14 protein-coding genes and 1 riboswitch are annotated in these 18,889 nt (G+C 63.8%); of the genes, 10 read left to right on the top strand and 4 right to left on the bottom strand.

What is annotated here, in order from left to right; all coding sequences use genetic code 11:
* Nucleotides 1-27 precede the first annotated feature (27 nt).
* A complete protein-coding gene (locus tag Q0P52_RS07265; RefSeq protein WP_293765463.1) occupies nt 28-1,047 on the bottom strand; it encodes a LacI family DNA-binding transcriptional regulator in 1,020 nt (339 codons plus the stop codon).
* A 199-nt stretch (nt 1,048-1,246) separates the two neighbouring features.
* Here Q0P52_RS07265 and Q0P52_RS07260 point away from each other — a divergent pair, with 199 nt between their 5' ends.
* The 3 genes from Q0P52_RS07260 to Q0P52_RS07250 all read left to right on the top strand — a co-directional run bounded on the left by Q0P52_RS07260 (nt 1,247) and on the right by Q0P52_RS07250 (nt 5,179).
* The gene (locus Q0P52_RS07260) at nt 1,247-2,269 is read left to right on the top strand and encodes a putative 2-aminoethylphosphonate ABC transporter substrate-binding protein (protein ID WP_293765461.1); all 1,023 of its coding nucleotides are present in this window, start codon (nt 1,247-1,249) and stop codon (nt 2,267-2,269) included.
* 100 nt (nt 2,270-2,369) lie between these two features.
* Entirely contained in the window at nt 2,370-3,470 is a 1,101-nt protein-coding gene (locus Q0P52_RS07255) for a putative 2-aminoethylphosphonate ABC transporter ATP-binding protein (protein WP_293765459.1), read from the top strand.
* Nucleotides 3,464-5,179, top strand: coding sequence for a putative 2-aminoethylphosphonate ABC transporter permease subunit (locus Q0P52_RS07250; protein WP_293765457.1), 1,716 nt, complete (start codon nt 3,464-3,466; stop codon nt 5,177-5,179). The genes Q0P52_RS07255 and Q0P52_RS07250 overlap by 7 nt, the downstream gene beginning before the upstream one ends.
* 55 nt (nt 5,180-5,234) lie before the next feature.
* On the opposite strand, the gene Q0P52_RS07245 is transcribed toward Q0P52_RS07250, so the two are convergent.
* Both Q0P52_RS07245 and Q0P52_RS07240 read right to left on the bottom strand, forming a co-directional pair.
* Nucleotides 5,235-7,268, bottom strand: a complete 2,034-nt coding sequence (locus Q0P52_RS07245) for a site-specific recombinase (protein ID WP_293765455.1) — start codon at nt 7,266-7,268, stop codon at nt 5,235-5,237.
* 172 nt (nt 7,269-7,440) lie between these two features.
* The gene (locus tag Q0P52_RS07240; RefSeq protein WP_293765454.1) at nt 7,441-8,319 is read right to left on the bottom strand and encodes a LysR family transcriptional regulator; all 879 of its coding nucleotides are present in this window, start codon (nt 8,317-8,319) and stop codon (nt 7,441-7,443) included.
* Nucleotides 8,320-8,425: 106 nt separating this feature from the next.
* Here Q0P52_RS07240 and htpX point away from each other — a divergent pair, with 106 nt between their 5' ends.
* The 6 genes from htpX (at nt 8,426) to Q0P52_RS07210 (ending at nt 16,453) form a co-directional block, all read left to right on the top strand.
* Nucleotides 8,426-9,307 carry a protease HtpX gene (gene htpX, locus Q0P52_RS07235; protein ID WP_293765453.1) on the top strand — a complete coding sequence of 294 codons (882 nt, stop codon included), beginning with the start codon at nt 8,426-8,428 and terminating at the stop codon, nt 9,305-9,307.
* A 103-nt stretch (nt 9,308-9,410) separates the two neighbouring features.
* Complete coding sequence (locus tag Q0P52_RS07230) at nt 9,411-10,394, top strand: TerC family protein (RefSeq protein WP_293765451.1); 984 nt, start codon at nt 9,411-9,413, stop codon at nt 10,392-10,394.
* Between the two features lie 103 nt (nt 10,395-10,497).
* Nucleotides 10,498-10,587, top strand: a riboswitch (Fluoride riboswitch).
* 98 nt (nt 10,588-10,685) lie between these two features.
* Nucleotides 10,686-12,038 carry a voltage-gated chloride channel family protein gene (locus tag Q0P52_RS07225; protein WP_293813690.1) on the top strand — a complete coding sequence of 451 codons (1,353 nt, stop codon included), beginning with the start codon at nt 10,686-10,688 and terminating at the stop codon, nt 12,036-12,038.
* A 106-nt stretch (nt 12,039-12,144) separates the two neighbouring features.
* Complete coding sequence (locus Q0P52_RS07220) at nt 12,145-13,566, top strand: aldehyde dehydrogenase family protein (RefSeq protein ID WP_293765448.1); 1,422 nt, start codon at nt 12,145-12,147, stop codon at nt 13,564-13,566.
* 17 nt (nt 13,567-13,583) lie between these two features.
* Nucleotides 13,584-14,831, top strand: coding sequence for a mandelate racemase/muconate lactonizing enzyme family protein (locus Q0P52_RS07215; RefSeq protein ID WP_293765447.1), 1,248 nt, complete (start codon nt 13,584-13,586; stop codon nt 14,829-14,831).
* The gene (locus Q0P52_RS07210; protein ID WP_293765445.1) at nt 14,828-16,453 is read left to right on the top strand and encodes a GMC family oxidoreductase N-terminal domain-containing protein; all 1,626 of its coding nucleotides are present in this window, start codon (nt 14,828-14,830) and stop codon (nt 16,451-16,453) included. Before Q0P52_RS07215 ends, Q0P52_RS07210 begins: the two co-directional genes overlap by 4 nt.
* Nucleotides 16,454-16,629: 176 nt before the next feature.
* On the opposite strand, the gene Q0P52_RS07205 is transcribed toward Q0P52_RS07210, so the two are convergent.
* Entirely contained in the window at nt 16,630-18,036 is a 1,407-nt protein-coding gene (locus tag Q0P52_RS07205; protein ID WP_293813689.1) for a PLP-dependent aminotransferase family protein, read from the bottom strand.
* A 347-nt stretch (nt 18,037-18,383) separates the two neighbouring features.
* Between Q0P52_RS07205 and fae the strand changes: the two genes are divergently transcribed.
* Nucleotides 18,384-18,881: a formaldehyde-activating enzyme gene (gene fae, locus Q0P52_RS07200; protein WP_293765441.1), complete on the top strand. Its 498-nt coding sequence runs from the start codon at nt 18,384-18,386 to the stop codon at nt 18,879-18,881.
* The last annotated feature ends 8 nt before the right edge of the window (nt 18,882-18,889 follow it).

Below are 18,889 nucleotides of genomic sequence, written 5' to 3'. Positions count from 1 at the left end.
GCCGCAGTCAGCAGGAAAGGGACGGAATCAGGCGCTTTGACGATGTTGCAGCGCAAAACCCAGATCGATGCGAGATGGGCCGTGGGGTTTGCCATCCAGTCGCGCCAGCAATTGCTGCGCTGCAATACGGCCAATCTCGCGTCGCGGTGTGGCAATTGTGGTCAATGGCGGGCTGGTCCAGGCGGCCGGGGAGAGGTCGTTGAAGCCCGCCACGGCCAGTTGTGCGGGGACGGCGATGTCGCGTTGCTGGCAACGGGCCAGTACGCCGATGGCCAGGTCGTCGTTACAGCAGAACACCGCGTCGCAGTCCGGGTGGGCTGCCAGCAGGCTGTCCAGCATGTCCGCGCCCATCTGCATGGTGGAGGGGCGAGGGTCGAGGATTTCCAGCTCCGGCGCAGCCAGGCCAGCGGCGGCCAGCGTCTGCCGGTAACCGTCCAGCCGTTTCATCACGCGTTCGTCCAGCTGCGCCCCGAAGAAGGCGATGCGGCGCTTGCCGCGAGAGAGCAGATGCCCGGCAATGGCGCGGCCGGCGTCTTCCTGTGAAAAGCCGACACAGGCGCGGCCATCGTCGGCCAGGTCCATCATGTGCACCACTGGCAGGCGATGGCGCTCCACCAGCGCGCGGAAGTCGGCATGCTGGGTCAGCCCGGTGAGAAGCAGCCCGTCCGGGCTGTGCTCCAGATAGGCGCGCAACAGGCGCAGCTCCTGATCGGCATCGTAATGGGTGTTGCCGATCAGCATCTGGTAGCCCGCCGGCTGCAGCACTTCTTCGATGCCGGCCAGGGTGTCGATGAATACGGTATTGCTCAGAGAGGGGATCAGCACCAGCACGGTGTTGGAGCGGGCCGAGGCCAGGTGGCGCGCTGCCCGGTTGGGCACGTAACCCAGTCGGTCCACCGCCGCCAGTACCTTTTCCCGCAAGGCTTCCGACACCTTGTCCGGGGTGCGCAGCACGCGCGACACGGTGATGGCGCTGACGCCGACGGCGTCGCCGACATCATGCAGGGTGACGCCGTTGCCGGCGCGGACGCGGGGTTTTCTGGGCATGTCTGATCCGGATGGCGAAACAAGTCCCGATTGTAGCGCAGGCGGGTCTTCGGCAAACGTCTAGCGGCGACAAACAAGCTTCATGTGCGAGTCACTTGGCTGTAATGCCTCCGCCTTATCGTGACGCTGTCTTGCTATTCCGGCGCCTTGTTGCGTCGCTGAATTGGTCTATACGTCTAAACCTGATGGGGAAGCACTCATGAAAAAGCCGATTGCCGTCGCCGCCGGTCTGTTGCTGGCAGGTCTGTTCGCCTCCGTGGCCCAAGCCGCCACCACGCTGACCGTTTACACCGCGCTGGAAGCGGACCAGGTGAAGGAGTACAAGGAAGCCTTCGAAAAGGCCAATCCGGGCATCGAACTGCGCTTTGTGCGCGAATCCACCGGCGTGATCACCGCCAAGCTGCTGTCCGAGAAGAACAATCCGCAAGCCGACGTGGTGTGGGGTCTGGCCGCCACCAGTCTGATGATCCTCGATCAGCAAGGCATGCTGCAGGCTTACTCCCCGAAAGGCGTGGAAAAGCTGAGCCCGCAATTCGTCGACAAGGCCAAGCCGCCGAAGTGGACCGGCATGGACGTATGGGCCGCCACTATCTGTTTCAACACGGTGGAAGCCGCCAAGAAAAACCTGCCCAAGCCGGAAAGCTGGGCCGATTTGCTCAAGCCGGTTTACAAGGGCCAGATCGTGATGCCGCATCCGGCTTCTTCCGGCACCGGCTATCTGGACGTATCCGCCTGGCTGCAGATGATGGGCGAGAAAAAAGGCTGGGAGTACATGGACAAGCTGCACGACAACATGGCGCAGTATGTTCACTCCGGCTCCAAGCCCTGCAAGATGGCCGCCGCCGGCGAGTATCCGATCGGCATCTCGTTTGAATACCGCGGCGCCGAACTGAAGGGCAAAGGCGCGCCGATCGACCTGATCTATCCGAAGGAAGGCCTGGGTTGGGATCTGGAAGCCACCGCCATCATGAAGGGCAGCAAGAATCTGGAAGCCGCCAAGAAACTGGCTGATTTCTCGGTGAGTCTGCCGGCCATGCAGTTGTACGAGAAGAACTACGCCGTGCTGGCCATGCCGGGCGTAGCCAAGCAGAACGCCTTCATTCCCACGGACTACGCCAAGCGCTTGAGCCACAACAACTTCGCCTGGGCCGCCAAGAACCGCGAAGCCATCCTCAAGGAATGGTCGCGTCGCTTTGAAAGCAAGGCCGCGCCCAATAGCTGATGACGCAATGACCCAGGCCACCCGTCAACAGCGGGTGGCCTTTGCCTTTTTTTGCCTGACAGGGCCGTCGGTGCGCCGGCCGCCTGCAATGGAGTAATGCATGAAACCGGCCGACTATCTGCAACAGTTGTCCGAACACCTGAGCGTGAGCGATCTTTCCCGCCGTTTTGGCGATTTCATCGCGCTGGACCGGGTGTCCCTCAATGTCGCCAAGGGCGAGTTCGTTTGCCTGCTGGGCCCCTCCGGCTGCGGCAAAACCACGCTGCTGCGGCTGATCGCCGGTCTGGACATGCCGGACGGCGGCAGCATCAGCCTGCGCAAGGAAGATATCACCCACGCGCCGCCGGCCAAGCGCGATTACGGCATCGTGTTTCAGAGCTACGCCTTGTTTCCCAATCTCAACGTGCAGGACAACATCGCCTATGGGCTGACCCCGCGCCGCGACAAGGCGCGCCATCAGCAACGCGTGCGCGAGCTGCTGGACATGGTGGGTTTGCCCGGCGCGGAGCGGAAATATCCCTCGCAATTGTCTGGAGGTCAGCAGCAGCGGGTGGCGCTGGCGCGAGCACTGGCCACCTCGCCGGGCCTGCTGTTGCTGGATGAGCCGCTGTCGGCGCTGGACGCACGCGTGCGCGACAAACTGCGCGAAGAATTGAAGGGTCTGCAAAAGCGGCTGGGCGTCACCACGCTGATGGTGACGCATGATCAGGAGGAGGCGCTGGCCATCGCCGACCGCGTGGTGGTGATGAACGCCGGCCGCATCGAGCAAGTGGGTACGCCGGCGGAAATCTACCGCCGGCCGGCCAGCCGTTTCGTTGCAGAATTTGTTGGCGAAGCCAACTGGTTGCAGGCCGAAGTGACCGGCTCCAACACAGTCTGTGTGGGTAGTCACGCGCTAAGGCTGGAGCAGGCCGCGCCGGCGTCGGGCAGGGCCGCCCTGTTCTTGCGGCCGGAAGACATCATCGTCAAGCCGCGCTGGGAAAACGCACCCAACACCGTGCTGGCGCGGGTGGCTGACGTCAGCTTCGGCGGTGCCATGACGCGACTGCGCTTGCAGCCGGAAGGCATGCCGGGTGTCAGCCTGTTGGCCGAAGTATGCCCCTCCATGCTCAATCGCCAGCCGGTAGTACCCGGCGAGGTGGTGCCAGTGGAATTGCCGGCGGATCGCTTGCTGGCCTATCCGGAGGGCGCGGCATGCTGACGCAGGCGCTGAAGAACCGTTTGCCGGGTCGGCAGGTTGCGCACACCCGCGCTGATGCGGAAGGCCGAGTGGCCACTCTGCTGGTGTGGGGGCTGATTACCTTGCTGGCGCTGGCGCTGGGCCTGCCCTTGCTGTTCATCTTCGGCAAGGCGGTGATGAACATGGATGGCCACTGGGTAGGGCTGGCCAACGTGGCTGAGGTGCTGGATTCGCCCGGCCTGATGCGCGCGGCCAGAAACAGTCTGACCCTGTCGCTGACTGTCACCGGACTGGTGGTGCCCCTGGCTTTCGCCTTTGCCTGGGGGCTGACGCGCAGCCGGGTATGGGGGCGGGAGCTGTTTCGCCAGATCGCTTTGTCGCCTTTGCTGGCGCCTTCGCTGATGCCGGCCATTTCGCTGGTATACCTGTTCGGCAATCAGGGGCTGCTCAAGTCCTGGCTGGCGGGCGGCAATGTCTACGGCTTTTGGGGCATGGTGCTGGGCGAGCTGTTCTACACTTTCCCGCATGCCTTGCTCATCATCATTACCGCTTTGTCGGCATCCGACGCCCGCTTGTACGAAGCCGGCCGGGTATTGGGCGCGGGGGCCTTGCGCCGTTTCTTCACCATTACCTTGCCGGGCGTGCGCTACGGGCTGGTGTCGGCGGGTCTGGTGGTGTTTACGCTGGTCATCACTGACTTCGGCGTGCCCAAAGTGGTGGGCGGCGACGTCAATGTGCTGGCGGTGGAAGCTTTCAAGCAGGTGGTGGGGCAGCAGAATTTTCCTCGCGGCGCGGTAGTAGGGTTGATGCTGCTGCTGCCGGCGGTGTTGTCCTTCTTTGTGGAGCGCCGCATGGCCAGGCGTCAGCAGGCGGCGCTGACGGCGCGCGCGGTGCCGTTTGCGCCGGCGCGGTCCTTCGGGCGCGACCTGGCCGTGTTGGCCATGCTGCTGTTGATTTCCGCCTTGTTGCTGCTGCTGCTGGGCGTAGGCGTGGGAGCGTCTTTCATCAAATACTGGCCTTATGATTTGTCCTTCACGCTGTCGCATTACCAGTTTGACAATGTGGACGGCGGCGGCTGGTCGGCCTATTTCAACAGTCTGAAAATGTCGGCTGCGGCCGCGCTGTGCGGCACCATGCTGGTGTTTGTCGGGGCATATTCCTGTGAAAAGCTCAAGGTGGCACCGGTGGGGCGCGCGCTGTTGCGCTTCTTCGCCATGCTGCCGATGGCGGTGCCTGGCTTGGTGCTGGGCTTGGGTTATGTGTTCTTTTTCAATCACCCGGCCAATCCGCTCAACTTCCTCTACGGTAGCCTGACGTTGATGACGGTGTGCACCATCGCCCACTTTTACACCACCGCCCATCTCACGGCCGCGACGGCGCTGAAGCAGCTGGATGGCGAATTCGAGGCGGTGGCCGCTTCCTTGAAAGTGCCGTTCTGGATCACCATGCGGCGAGTAACGCTGCCGGTGTGCTTGCCGGCCTTGCTGGACGTGGCGCGCTTCCTGTTTGTCTCCGCCATGACCACGCTGTCGGCGCTGATCTTCATCATGAGCCCGGAAAACAGCCTGGCCGCCGTGTCCATCATCACCATGGACGACGCCGGCGATACGGCCGCCGCCGCCGCCATGGCCACGCTGATCGTACTGACTTCAGGCGGGGTGTCGCTGCTGGTGTTGGGGCTGGAAAAGCTGCTGGGCCGGCAGAGCCAGCGCTGGCGCGCGCCGCGCTGATGCAACAAGGCCCGGCATGGCCGGGCCTTGTTCATGGCAAGAAACCGTGTCCTTGCTAGTGTGGCGGCGCGGTTTTTTCTTCTTCGTTCGCAGCCGGTTCGGCGCGGGGAGGGAAGAAAAACTGCAGCGGATTGCTGAAAAAGCGGTTCAGCAGCAAGAAGAACAGCGGCAGGATCTGGCCGCCGCCCAGCTTGCGCGACCTCAGCGCCACCCATAGCGCCAGGGTGAAGCTGACCGCCAGGTTGGTCATGCCGATCAGCGCCACGCCGCAGGCGTAGTACAGCAGCTCGCGGCCGGGAATCTGGAAATCCAGCGCCACCGAACCGAAGGCCAGATTGGCCGCCGAGAAGGTAATGTGGCGGATGTCCAGCGGCAGCCCCAGGATGATGCCGATGGTGCCGGTGAGACCCAGGAACAGGCCAAAGTAGAAGTTGCCCGCCAGCGCGCCCAGATTGTGTTCCACGTAATGGCCCAGTTTCCAGGCGAGGCGCTTGCCGATGAGATGACCCAGCAGGCGGTGTTCGGCCAACCTCTCCGGGATGCGGCGGTAAATGGCCTTGTTGTCGTAATAGCCGGCGATGAGGCCGGACAGGAACAGATACACCCCGGCAATGGCGGCGTGGAACAGCGCCAGGCTGCCCAGCGGGTCCAGATCATGCAGCAAGTGTCGCGCCTTGTCGGCGTTGACCACGGGTTGGCCGAAGGCCGCCTGCCAGCCCCAGGCAATCAACCCGGCGGTGGGGATGGCCAGCAGCACATTGCCCAGAATGGCCACAAACTGAGTGCGCATCACTTTCACCACCAGGTCGGCCAGCTCTTCCAGCTGCACCTTGCGGCCTTGGCTGTGCAGGGCGGCGGCGATGCGCGCCGCCGTCATGGCCGGTTGCTTGGTGGCGATTGTGAAGTGCAGCAACTGCACGATGATGAAGCCGATGGCGTAATTGAGGCCAAAAGCCAGACCTTCCCACAGCAAGGGCAGGTGCGCCTGCGCCAGCATCAGCTTGATCAGCGCCATGAAGCCGACGATCAGCCCCGCGCCCATGGCGGCGCGCGCCATGCCGCCCCACTCGCGGCGGCTTTCCGCGATGTAGTGCTCGCCATGACGGCCGGCGTGTTCGGTTACTTGCAGGGCCAGCAGTTCGGTATTGGACTTGAGCACATCGCTGACGCTGTACTTGCGGTTTTCCGAACGGACAAAATCCACCAGCAGCTCGAACAAGGCAGGGTTGTCCGTGGGGTCATGCTCGGGCTCAAGCAGGGTCAGCAGGGCTTGCATGCGATCGATGTTTTGCGAAAGACGCAACGCCTGATAGGTGAGATCGACTGAAATGCCGTTGCGCGAAGCGTTTTTGCGGATGCGGCCGAGGATGTCTTCGCATTGCTCCAGCAGCACCAGCACATGTTTGTCGTCGTGGGTGGGGGCGGTTTCGTCCACCACGGCCCGACGCTGGCTTTCCGCCCAGGCCAGCACCTCCGCATTCAGATGCAGGAAGGGCGACTCGAAACGTTCGATTTCCGGATAGACGCGTACCAGCTCAGGTTCTAGGCCGATGGCGGTGACGCGGGCGCTGAGTATCTGTACCGCCTCCACTATCTGCAGCCGGGTCTGCCGCCAGCCGTCGCGGGCGGTTTCCTCTTGCCAGGCCATGGCGCGCCACAACTCCTGCCATACCTCGTACGGCACGCTTTCCAGCCACTGGTGATCATCCTTGCGGCGGAACAGCCGGCCAAAGCGATCCTGCAAGGAGTTTTCCCGATAGGGCATGGGCAGCAGCCGCTCGCCCAGGCGGCGCGACAGCGTGGAGAAAAAACCGGTGTTGGCCAGAATGCCGGACTCGGTATACAGCGGAATTTGTCGCGTGCCGGTCAGCAAGGTCAGCACGGCGCGACGCAGGGCGGCGCGGTATTCTTCGCGATGCTCCAGCAGCCAGGCAAGCGCGCGCAGATTCATCACGGCCTGTTCGCTGTCTTCGGCGCGGCGCGGGCGGATGGCTTTCACCAGCAGGGCCAGCGCGTCGTCGTTCGGTCCGCTTTCCTGCATCAGCAGGCCGAACGCTTCATCAAGTGCGGGGGTGTTGTGTTTGTTCATCAATAATGGGGTGGTGTGATTCGACGCAGTTGGCGTCTTAGTGTCGATATTGATAATGATTTGCTAATAATTAGGGCTGGCAGGGCTGGTTTCAAGAAAAATGCGGACAGCCTTGGTTTTTTCAGCCTGTCGCGGCATTTTTGCCGGCTGCGGCCCAGGCTGCATTTACAGCTTAATCCAGCATGGCCGCCACTGCCGGATGTTGCAACTTGCGGCGGTTGGCGATGGCGTAATACTGCTCCTCCACGCCGCTGACCGCGCCAAGGGGGAATAGTCCGTTTTCCATGCCTTCCGGTTCCGCGCCGGGATATACCGGCGCGGGGAACAGGGCATGGCCCAGTTTGCCGAAGCTGGCCAAGAGCGCGCCGTCCTGGAACTCGCCCACGATGTCGGGACGGATGCCGTGCTCTTCCATCCAGTGTTCAAGCTGGCCGCGCAGCACGTTTTCGCGGATGGGCAGCAACATCGGCGCGCGATTGAGGCTGTGCGGGAAGCCCTCTGCGTAGCGTTGGTGCAGCACCTGATTGCCGAACACCATCACCGGGCAGCGCACCAGCAGGGTGGACTGCAAAGGCTGGGCGCCGCCGGCGGGGGCGGGACGGTCGGCCAGCACCAGATCGCACTGATGGCGCGCCAGCGCCGCCAGCAACTCGTCAACATCGCCTTCCAGACATTGCAGCCGCACTTTTTGCGGCAGGGACAGCGCCGGCGCCAGCAAGCGGCAGGCGATGTCCTTGGGTAGCACATCGCTGATGCCCACGGTCAGGCGCAGGGTTTGCCCAGGCTCTTCTTCGCGCAAACTGTCTTCCAGCTCTTCTCCCAGCTGGAAGATGCGGTCGGCGTAGGTCAGCGCCAGGCGGCCGGCTTCGGTTAATACCAGCTGCCGGCCTTCCTGCGTGAACAGCGCGCGGCCCATGCTTTGCTCCAGCCGGGAAATCTGGCCGCTGACTGTTTGCGCGGTCATGTCCAGCTGGCGCGCGGCCGCGGTCACGCTGCCGGCGTGGGCGACGGTCCAGAAGTAATGCAGGTGCTTGTAGTTGAGCCTTTGCATGATTATTCGAAAAAATCTGAAGAATCATCCAAGTTTATCTTATTTTTTTCTTAATGTTGGGCGTCTATCATTCCATCGTTGCTGTTCTTGCCCCAAGGGGTTTGTCATGAAAAGAGTCATCCTGCTTATTGCAACCAACATCGCCGTGATGCTGGTGCTGTCCATCGCCGCTCAGGTGCTGGGCCTCAATCGATTTATTACCGGCAACGGCCTGAATCTGGGCGCCTTGCTCGGTTTTGCCGCGCTGATGGGTTTTGGCGGCGCTTTCATCTCGCTGGCCCTGTCCAAAACCATGGCCAAGTGGAGCACCGGCGCACGGGTGATCGACCAGCCCGCCAACGAAACCGAACGCTGGCTGATGTTTACCGTACGCAAGCTGGCCGATCGCGCTGGCCTGCCGATGCCTGAAGTGGCGGTGTACGAGGGCGAGCCCAACGCCTTCGCCACCGGCCCCAGCAGGTCGAATTCGCTGGTGGCGGTGTCTACCGGCCTGTTGGCGTCCATGACCGAAGAAGAAGTGGAAGCCGTGCTGGCGCATGAAGTGGCGCACATCCAGAACGGCGATATGGTGACGCTGACGCTGATCCAGGGCGTGGTGAACACCTTTGTGTTTTTCCTCGCTCGTGTGGTGGGCTATCTGGTGGACAACTTCTTGCGTCGCAACGACGAGCAGTCGTCCAGCGGCACCGGCATCGGTTATTTCATCACCGTGATCGTGTGCGAGATCGTGTTCGGCATTCTGGCGTCCTTCATCGTGATGTACTTCTCCCGCCAGCGCGAATACCGCGCAGACGCCGGCGCAGCCCGCCTGCTTGGCAGCCCGCAACCCATGGTGGCGGCGCTGCGTCGCTTGGGCGGCATGCAAGCGGGCGAACTGCCGCAGAACATGGCGGCCAGCGGGATTGCCGGCGGCGCCGGCCTGATGGCGCTGATGTCCAGCCACCCGTCGTTGGAGTCGCGCATCGCGGCCTTGCAACAGGCGCGCTAAAACGACAAGGTTGGCCGAAGGACTGCCTTCGGGATGAGATTCGATGGAGCAGGCGCCTTGCCTGCTCCTTTTGATTCCGGCGCGCAGCCGGGGAAAGCAAGTCATGGATTGGTTGTATATCGCTTTTGTCGGCTATCCCTTGTGGGTATGGCTGATGTTCGCCGGCATTGTCGGCGCGCTGCTGGCTTTTGATCTGGGTGTGCTGCACAAGGACGACCATGAAATCGGCGTGGCGGAGAGCCTGAAGCTGTCGGCCTTCTACATCGCCATGGGGCTGGCCTTCGGCGGCTGGGTGTGGTGGTACAAGGGCGGCGACGCCGGCATGCAGTACCTCACCGGTTATCTGGTGGAAAAATCGCTGTCCATGGACAACATCTTTGTGATGTCGTTGATTTTCACCGGCATGGCGGTGCCGCGTCAGTATCAGCACCGTGTGCTGTTCTGGGGGATTCTGGGCGTTATCGTCCTGCGCGCACTGATGATAGGCCTGGGTGCGGTGCTGGTAGCCGAGTTCAAGTGGGTACTGGTGATCTTCGGTCTGTTCCTTATTGTGACCGGCGCGAAAATGCTGCTGTCCAAGGAAGAGGCGCATCCCTCGCTGGAGGACAACCGCCTGTACCAGTGGCTGCGCGGGCATCTGCGCTTGACGCCCACGCTGCACGGTTCGCACTTTCTGGTGCGCGGCGAACAGCACGGCCTGAAGAAGGGCTGGTGGGCCACGCCGCTGCTGCTGACGCTGATGTTGGTGGAAAGCGCCGACCTGGTTTTTGCCGTGGATAGCATTCCGGCCATCTTTGCCATCACGCAGGACCCGTTCCTGGTGTACACCTCCAACATCTTCGCCATTCTGGGTCTGCGCGCGCTGTATTTCGCGCTGGCGGCCATGGTGCACCGGTTCGAGTACCTGAAGTACGCGCTGGCGGTGGTGCTGGTATTCATTGGCGTGAAGGTGGGGCTGGTCTACCTGAACGACATCGGTCTGGTGAGTTGGCACATTCCCACCGGTCTGTCGCTGGCGGTCACGCTGGGCCTGTTGTTTGGGGGGGTATTGTTCTCCTTGCACAAGACGCGCAAGGATCCGGCCTGAACAAGGTAACGAAGCCCTCTGCCGGCAGGCGCGAGGCATGAGAACAAGGCCGACCCATCGGGTCGGCCTTGTTGCATCCGGAGCGGCCCCTGCATTAGCATGATGGACTTCGGGAGATGGCATGCCTCCCGTCGTCGCGGCGCAAGGCCCGGCGAGCAACCGCCCCCCGTGGGCTGATGATGCCTGCACATTCCCCGACAAGCTGTTCAGGCCTCGCGCTGGCGCGCGACCTGCTGCGGCGATGACGGGCGGTGCGGGCATGCCGGCGCCGCCTCTCGGGGCCATGACCACATGGCGTTCCAGCAAGGTTGGCCGAAGGCCGCTGCTGCAACGCCGGCACACAAGACGGCGCACATGTTCATCAAGCATCCTCCCGAAACCCTGTTCCTGCCGCAGCGGCTGGCCCGCTGGCTGCTCATTTCCTGCGCGGTGGCCTTGCTGGCCGGCACGGCATCGGCATTCTTCCTGCACGCCCTCGACTGGGCCACCAACACTCGCGACAACCATCGCTGGCTGATCTGGTTGCTGCCCTTGGCCGGTTTTGCCGTGGGCTGGGCTTATCTGCGCTACGGCCAGTCGGTGGAGGCGGGCAACAACCTGCTGATTGATGAAATCCACGATCCCTCGCGCATCATCCCGCTGCGCATGGCCCCCCTGGTGCTGGGCGGTACGGTGATATCGCATCTGTTTGGCGCGTCGGTGGGTCGTGAAGGTACTGCGGTGCAGATGGGCGGGGCGCTGGCCGACCAGTTGACCCGCCTGCTGCGGTTGGCGCCGGGTGAGCGTCGCATCCTGCTGATGGTGGGGGTCAGCGCCGGTTTTTCCTCGGTTTTCGGCACGCCGCTGGCCGGAGCGGTATTTGCGCTGGAAGTGCTCACCATGGGCCGCATGCGTTACGAGGCCTTGTTCCCCTGCCTGGTGGCCGCCATTGTTGCCGACCAGGTGGGCTTGCTGTGGGGTGTGCATCATACCCATTACAGCGTGCCTTTCGTGCCGGGCATGAGCGCCTGGAATCTTGCCGCCACCTTGCTGGCTGGCGTGTTGTTCGGCCTTGTGGGGCGGGTGTTTGCCGAAGCCACGCACCGGCTGGGCGCCTGGGTGAAGCGGCGTGTGGCCTATGCGCCGCTGCGGCCTTTGCTGGGCGGCGTGCTGATTGCCGCCGTGGTGATGGGGCTGGGGGCGGATCGCTACATCGGCCTTGGCATTCCGGTGATCAAAGAGGCGTTTGTACAGCCGGTGGCAGCCTACGATTTCGCCGCCAAGCTGGCCATGACCGTGGGCTCGCTGGCCGCCGGCTTCAAGGGCGGTGAAGTGACGCCGCTGTTTTACATCGGCGCCACGCTGGGCAACGCGCTGGCCCCCTTGCTGCAGCTGCCTTTCCCCTTGCTGGCCGGCTTGGGGTTTGTCGCCGTTTTTGCCGGCGCGGCCAATACGCCCATAGCCTCCACCATAATGGCGATGGAGCTGTTTGGCGGAGAAATCGGCGTTTATGCCGGCTTGGCTTGCGTGGCCAGCTATCTGTTTTCCGGCTACAGCGGCATCTACAAGGCTCAGCGCATCGGCCATGCCAAGCATCGCCAGGCCGTGCCGCCCAAAGGTACGACGGTAGGGCAGGTGGAGGGCTGGCGCAGGGACAATTATTGAAATTGTCTGTCTGTACGGGGCCCGGCGGCTGCCGCGACAATTTCGCACTGAAGATGACGGTACGGGCGGCGTTCGCCTCGTCGTTCATCCGGTTTCGAGGTGCGTCATGCGCAGGTATCTCAATTTCATCGGCAATGAGTTCTTCGAGGGCGGCGACGGGCTGATCGACGTTGGCGATCCCGCCACCGGCAGGCTGACGGCGCAAGTGGCGGCCGCCAGCCGGGACCAAGCCTTGCGCGCCGCTACTATGGCGGCGCAGGCGCAGCAGGCCTGGGCGCAACTGCCAGGCGCGGCGCGCGGCGAAGCACTGCATCGCCTTGCCGACGCGCTAGAGCGCGATGCGCAGCGCATTGGCGAGGCGCTGGCCGCCGAGTCCGGCAAGAGTCTGGCCGATGCGGCGGCGGAGGTGCGTTACGGCGCGGAAATCACCCGTTACCACGCTGAATGGGGCCGCCGCCTGGAGGGCGAGGTGATTCCCAGCGACTCGCCGGATGAAAACCTGATTTTGCTGCGCGCGCCGATAGGCGTGGCAGTGTGCCTGATTCCCTTCAATTTTCCCGTCTACACCCTGTTGCGCAAGATTGCGCCGGCGCTGATTGCCGGCAATGCGGTGGTGGCGCGTCCCAGCAATCACACGCCGTGTTCGGCGCTGGAGCTGGCTGCAACCGTGCAGTCGGCCGGTTTGCCGGCGGGGCTCATCAATATTCTCGCCATGCGGCACGAGACCGCCGCCGCGCTGTGCGAACACCCGCAAGTGGGCATGATCACGCTCACCGGCAGTGTGGAGGCCGGGCGCAAGGTACTGGGGTATGCGCAGGCCAATATCGCCAAAACATCGCTGGAGTTGGGCGGCAAGACCCCGGCCATTGTGGAAGCGGATGCCGACCTGGTGCGCGCGGCCGACGACATTGCCGCCTCGGCGCTGAATCACTGCGGGCAGGTGTGCACATCGGTGGAACGCGTCTATGCCCACGCCAGTGTTTACCAGCCCCTGTCCAGTCTGTTGACCGAGCGCTTTCATGCGCGGCGCTGGGGCAATCGAAGCCGTCACCCCGACGCGATGGGGCCGCTGGCGAGCGAAGCCGCGCGCCAGCGCGTGCACGCCATGGTGGAACGGGCCTTGGCCGAGGGGGCGGTGCTGGCCGCCGGCGGCATCGTGCCGGAAGGCGAAGGCTGGTTTTATCCGCCCACCTTGTTGCTGGAATGCCGGCAAGAGATGGAGATCGTGCGCGAGGAGGTGTTCGGCCCGGTGCTGTGCCTGCTGCGGCACGAGGATGCGGAGCAGGCGTTGGCGCTGGCCAATGACCACCAGTTTGGCTTGTCCTCGGTGCTGTACACCGAGAACTACCGCACAGCGCTGCGCTTCGCCAATCGCATTGAAGCGGGCGAGCTTTACATCAACCGTACCCCGGCCGACCCCTATCAGGGCTATCACGCCGGCTGGAAACGCTCGGGGCTGGGCGGGGACGACGGCAAGCACGGCATGCTGGAGTTCACCCAAACGCGCCTCGTCGTGATGAAACACTGAGCCGCCCGGAGCAAACCATGAAAATCATTTCGCTGGAAACACACGTTGTGGCGGTGCCGCCTCCCCATGTGGGCGGCATGTACTGGATTTTCGTCACCCTCAAGACAGACTGCGGCATTGAGGGTGTGGGCGAGGTGTACGCCGCCACCTTCCACCCGGACGTGATGCTGCCGGCCATTGCCGACGTATACAGCCGCTATCTGGAAGGGCACGATCCGCATCAGGTGGAGCGCTTCTTCCGCGCTTGTTATTCCAGCGGCTTCACCCAGCGGCCGGACCTGACCATGATGGGCATTGCCAGCGGTCTGGAAATGGCGTGCTGGGATATCATCGGCAAGGCCGCCGGCAAGCCGGTGCATCAGCTCTTGGGCGGCAAGGTGAACGAGCGCCTGCGCTCCTACACCTATCTGTATCCGGATGATGGGCAGGGCGGCTACAACTATGACGACCCCGACCTGGCCGCCGAATGCGCGGCGCGCTTCGTCAAGCAGGGCTTCACCGCGCTCAAGTTCGACCCCGCCGGGCCGTACACGGTGTATTCCGGCCATCATCTGTCGCTGGAGCTGATGGACCAGTGCGAAGTGTTCTGTCGCAAAATTCGCGAAGCGGTGGGCAATCAGTGCGATCTCCTGATCGGCACGCACGGGCAGATGACGCCGGCGTCCGCCATCCGTCTGGCCAAACGGCTGGAAAAATACGACCCGCTGTGGTTTGAGGAGCCGGTGCCGCCAGGTCAGCCGGACGCCATGGCGCAAGTGGCGGCCGCCACCAGCATCCCCATTTCCGCCGGTGAGCGGCTGACCACCAAATATGAATTCCTGCCCTTGCTGCAAAAGGGCGCCGCCGCCATCCTGCAAATGAATCTGGGACGCGTGGGCGGCATTCTGGAGGCCAAGAAAATCGCCGGCATGGCGGAGGCCTTCTATGCGCAGATCGCCCCGCATCTCTACAACGGCCCGGTGGGCGCGGCGGCCAGCATCCAGCTGGGGGCGGCAACGCCCAATTTCCTGATTCAGGAAAGCATCATGGACTGGAGCGGGTTTCACTCCGCCGTGCTCAAAACCCCGATACGCTGGGAAGAGGGCTTCATCATTCCTTCGGACGAACCTGGGCTGGGTGTGGAGTTGAACATGGACGTGGTGCGGGCGCACTCGCCTTATCGCGGCGAGCGCTTGCATCTCTTTATGGACCCGGCGCCTTTCGACGTGCGCGCGCAGTCGTCCGAGGCCTGGAAAAACCGCTGGAATCACGGCGAGGTGTTATGAGCGGCTACCACTTCATCATTGTTGGTGCGGGCTCGGCCGGCTGCATTCTGGCCGAGCGCCTGTCTGCCGATGGCCGTTTTCGCGTGCTGCTGCTGGAAGCTGGCGGTCGGGATGATTCTTTCTGGCTGCGGCTGCCTGTGGGCTATGTGAAGAGCTATTACCATCCGGGCCGCAACTGGATGCATTACACCGACCCGGAACCGGCGCTGGGCGGACGGCGCGTTTACGCGCCGCGCGGCAAGGTGGTGGGCGGTTCGGGCGCGATCAACGCCATGATCTGGGTGCGTGGCCAGCCGGCGGATTTTGACGACTGGCGCGCGGCGGGCAACCCCGGCTGGGGCTATCAGGACGTGTTGCCCTACTTCAAGCGGTTGGAGCGGCACCCGGGCGGCGAAACCGCCTGGCGGGGCGGCGCGGGGCGCATCGGCCTGACGCCGATGAAAGACCTGGCCCACCCGGTTTGCCAAAGCTATCTGGACGCTTGCAGGGAGGCCGGCTTGCCGGTCAGCGCGGATTTCAATGGCGCGGCGTTTGAAGGCGCAGGCGTCTATGAGGCCAATATCGAGCGCGGCGAGCGCTGCGCCAGCAATCGCGCTTATCTCGCTCACGCGCTGTCGCGGCCCAATCTCACGCTGGAGACAGGCTGTCTGGTGGAGCGGGTATTGTTTGACGAGCAACGGCGCGCCACCGGGGTGACGGTGATCCAGCAGGGGCAGCGCCGCCATTTCGATGCCGCTTGCGAAGTGATTCTGGCCGCCGGCGCCGTGGGTTCGCCGCGCATCCTGCAACTGTCTGGCGTGGGCAATGCCGAGCGCCTGTTCCAGTTGGGCATCGCCCCGGTAAGGCATCTGCCGGGCGTGGGGCAGGGTTTGCAAGATCATCTGTGCGCGTCTTACTACTTCCAATCGAGGCAGCCCACGCTCAACGACGAGCTGGGCAGTCTGTGGGGCCAGGCCCGCGCGGCGCTCCGTTACGCCTGGAAGCGGCAAGGCCCGCTGGGCTTGAGCGTCAATCAGGCCGGCGGTTTTTTCCGCGCCGGGCCGGACTCGGCGAGGGCTGATCTGCAGCTGTATTTCAATCCGCTGTCTTACACCATTCCGCCCAGTCCGCAGGCCAGACTCAAGCCGGAGCCGTATTCCGGCTTCCTGATGTGTTTCAATCCGTGCCGGCCGGAAAGCCGGGGCGAGGTAGCGCTGAACTCGGCCGACCCGCAGGCCGAGCCGGCCATTCGGCCGAATTATCTGGCCACGGAGCAGGATCGCGCGCTGGCGGTGGCCGGCAGCCGGCTTGTCCGTCGTGTGGCGGCTACCCGCGCCTTGTCTGACATCACTGTGCGTGAGGTCAGCCCCGGCCCCCAGCTGGCGGAGGATGACGCCTCGCTGCTGGCGTTTTTCCGGCAGCAGTCCGGCTCGATTTACCATTTGTGCGGCAGCTGCGGCATGCGGCCCGAGGCGGAAGGCGGCGTCGTGTCGCCGCGCTTGCAGGTTTACGGTGTATCGGGTTTGCGAGTGATCGACGCCTCGGTGTTTCCCAACATCACCTCCGGCAATACCAACGCGCCGGCCATGATGGTGGCGGAGAAGGGGGCGGATATGGTGCTGGAGGATTGGTCGGCAGCATAAACCGCTGACAAAACCCCTGATCCTGCGTTGCGCCTCCTTGTCGTACAAATGGGTACTGCCTGCGTCGGCGCGCCTTGGCTCAGGGTGTTGGCGATGTTTTGCTAGCGGTTCTTAGTGGCAAACGGGCTGGCAAGCAGCCCGTTTCTTGCGCCCGACAACGCTGGTTCAGGGGGTGTTCAGGCCTCCGCCAGAAAGGCCTCCGGCCCGTCCTGCAAGGTTTGCCGAAGGATGGCCAGGCCGTGTTCCAGTTGTGTCAGCGTGCCTGCTCCGCTCAGGCACAGGCGCACGGCATGCGGCGACGGCGTGCGGCCCACCGTGAAGGCGTCGCCGGATTTGATGGCCACTTGGCGGCGTCGGAGCATGGTGCTGAATTCGCTGGTGCGCCACGGAGCCGGCAAGTGCAGCCAGCAGTGCGGGCTGCCCGGGTGGCTGAGCCATTGCTGACCCTCCAGATAAGACGCCGCCAGTTGTCGCCGGTTGGCGATGTCGGCGCGCTGGGCGTCCAGCAATTGTTGCAGTCTGCCGTCTTCCATCCAGCGACAGGCAATCTCCACCGCAATCGGCGTGGCCATCCAGCAATTGGCGCGGATGACCGCCGCCAACTTGCCTGACCACGCGCGAGGCGCTTGCACCACGCCGAAGCGCAGGCCGGGCGAAACGGACTTGGACAGACTGGCGACAAAAAATACCTGCTCCGGCAGCAGCGCGGCCAGTGCGGGCGGCGGCGACGGCAGCAGTACGGCCGGGGTGGCGTCTTCGATGATTTGCAAATGATGGCGGCGGGCAATGTCCACGATGCGCAAGCGCCGTTCCAGACTCATGGTGGCGGTGGTGGGGTTGTGCAGCGTGGGCACGCAAAACAGCAGCCGGCTGTCGAAAGCGCGGCACATTTGCTCTAGTGATTCCGGCACGATGCCTTCCTCGTCCACCTCCACGCACAACAGCTGCAAACGCATCTGCTGCGCCAGCGCCACGATGCCCGGGTAGCTGAGCGCTTCGCACAATACCGTGTCGCCCGGCATGGTGAGGATGCGCAGCAGGCAGGCCAGCGCATGCTGCGCGCCGTTGGTGACCGCCACGCGGTCCGGGCCGCTGGCAATGCCGAACTGGCCCAGCCAGCGCGCGGCGACGGCGCGATGCCAGGGGTGGCCGCATTCGGCCTGGTAATCCAACACCCGCTGGCGGGAGGCGGCGTCCTGGCTGATGTCCAGCAGGGTTTCCGCCAGCGCCAGGTCCTGCCCGATATCCACGATGACATTGCGGCCCAGATCCACCAGCCCGGCTGGGGCGGGTTCGTCCTCGCCTTCCAATGGCCTGTCCGGCAGCGGCGTTTGCCGCGCCAGCACATAGGTGCCGTCGCCGATGCGCGACATGACCCGGCCCTGTTCTTCCAGCCGCGCGTAGGCCCGGCTGACCGTGCCCACCGTTACCTTGAGCGCCGCCGCCAGCGTGCGGTGCGGCGGCAGCTTTTCGCCGATAACGGCCTGTCCGCCGTCAATCACTTCGCAAATGGCGTTGCTGATGGCCTGATAGCGCGGCAACTCGCTCTTGGCGAGGTCGGGCATCCAGCTTTTGATGCGCATCACAAGGTCCATAAGCTTCCTTCGGCAAACGTGGGGCTGGCGTTGCGCATGGCGTGCGCGCGCCGCGGTTCGAGCTGATAGTAGCAGCCTTCCGCATGCGCAATGAATGCATACATTTACTCGGATTGACTGCATTGAAGCCGCTCATTGGCAGCGTTTACTCTGCTTGAAAACCTGGCAAGCAAAAGTTGAAAGCCGGCCCAGCCAAGAACGCTGGCAAACCCCGCAACGCGCCCGCCGAAAACCCGAGGCAAGGCGCGTAAGGCAGGAGCAGGGGTTGTCTGCGGATTCAAGGCCCGGTTTGCCTGCCGCCTTCTTTTTCAAGGCACTCACGGAGAGCGCAACTCATGCATATCGGCGAATCCTTTGTCGGCAGCGGTCCCAACGCCGCCCACATCAATGTATTGATCGGCCCGCGACAGGGGCCGGTGGGGCAGGCGCTGGCCAACAGCCTGGCCGCCCCGCGTCTGGGCTACATCCCCTTCATGACCTGCCTCAAGCCCAATGTGCCGGTGAAACCGGCCACGTTGTTCGTGGCCAAGGCCGACTTGCGCGGCGAAACCCACGAAAACATGACCTGGGGGCCGGCGCAGGCCGGTGTGGCCAAGGGAGTGCAGGAGTGCTTGCTGGAAGGACTGCTGCCGCCGGAAGCGGAAAACGAGTGGGCCGTTGTGGCGGCCGTCTGGGTGAACTGGAGCGCCGACAACGCGCAAGAGGTGTTCGCCAACAACCACCGCGCCACCCGCGAAGCCATTGCCCGCGCCATGCGCAATCTGCCTAGCCTGGCGGAGGCGGCGGAAGCCAGTCGTCAGCCGGCCAATCCTTTCTTTGACAGCGCGGCGTGAGGGCGAGC

This window comes from uncultured Aquitalea sp., from assembly GCF_945957525.1.
GTDB lineage: Bacteria > Pseudomonadota > Gammaproteobacteria > Burkholderiales > Chromobacteriaceae > Aquitalea.
The sequence above is the reverse complement of the archived record's forward strand: the minus strand, read 5'-3'. Positions and strand labels throughout refer to the sequence as shown.

Coding starts and splice junctions, on each gene's coding strand:
- Q0P52_RS07265 (WP_293765463.1), bottom strand. CDS start 1,047: ATGCCCAGAAAACCCCGCGTCCGCGCCGGCAACGGCGTCACCCTGCAT.
- Q0P52_RS07260 (WP_293765461.1), top strand. CDS start 1,247: ATGAAAAAGCCGATTGCCGTCGCCGCCGGTCTGTTGCTGGCAGGTCTG.
- Q0P52_RS07255 (WP_293765459.1), top strand. CDS start 2,370: ATGAAACCGGCCGACTATCTGCAACAGTTGTCCGAACACCTGAGCGTG.
- Q0P52_RS07250 (WP_293765457.1), top strand. CDS start 3,464: ATGCTGACGCAGGCGCTGAAGAACCGTTTGCCGGGTCGGCAGGTTGCG.
- Q0P52_RS07245 (WP_293765455.1), bottom strand. CDS start 7,268: ATGAACAAACACAACACCCCCGCACTTGATGAAGCGTTCGGCCTGCTG.
- Q0P52_RS07240 (WP_293765454.1), bottom strand. CDS start 8,319: ATGCAAAGGCTCAACTACAAGCACCTGCATTACTTCTGGACCGTCGCC.
- htpX (WP_293765453.1), top strand. CDS start 8,426: ATGAAAAGAGTCATCCTGCTTATTGCAACCAACATCGCCGTGATGCTG.
- Q0P52_RS07230 (WP_293765451.1), top strand. CDS start 9,411: ATGGATTGGTTGTATATCGCTTTTGTCGGCTATCCCTTGTGGGTATGG.
- Q0P52_RS07225 (WP_293813690.1), top strand. CDS start 10,686: ATGGCGTTCCAGCAAGGTTGGCCGAAGGCCGCTGCTGCAACGCCGGCA.
- Q0P52_RS07220 (WP_293765448.1), top strand. CDS start 12,145: ATGCGCAGGTATCTCAATTTCATCGGCAATGAGTTCTTCGAGGGCGGC.
- Q0P52_RS07215 (WP_293765447.1), top strand. CDS start 13,584: ATGAAAATCATTTCGCTGGAAACACACGTTGTGGCGGTGCCGCCTCCC.
- Q0P52_RS07210 (WP_293765445.1), top strand. CDS start 14,828: ATGAGCGGCTACCACTTCATCATTGTTGGTGCGGGCTCGGCCGGCTGC.
- Q0P52_RS07205 (WP_293813689.1), bottom strand. CDS start 18,036: ATGCGCATCAAAAGCTGGATGCCCGACCTCGCCAAGAGCGAGTTGCCG.
- fae (WP_293765441.1), top strand. CDS start 18,384: ATGCATATCGGCGAATCCTTTGTCGGCAGCGGTCCCAACGCCGCCCAC.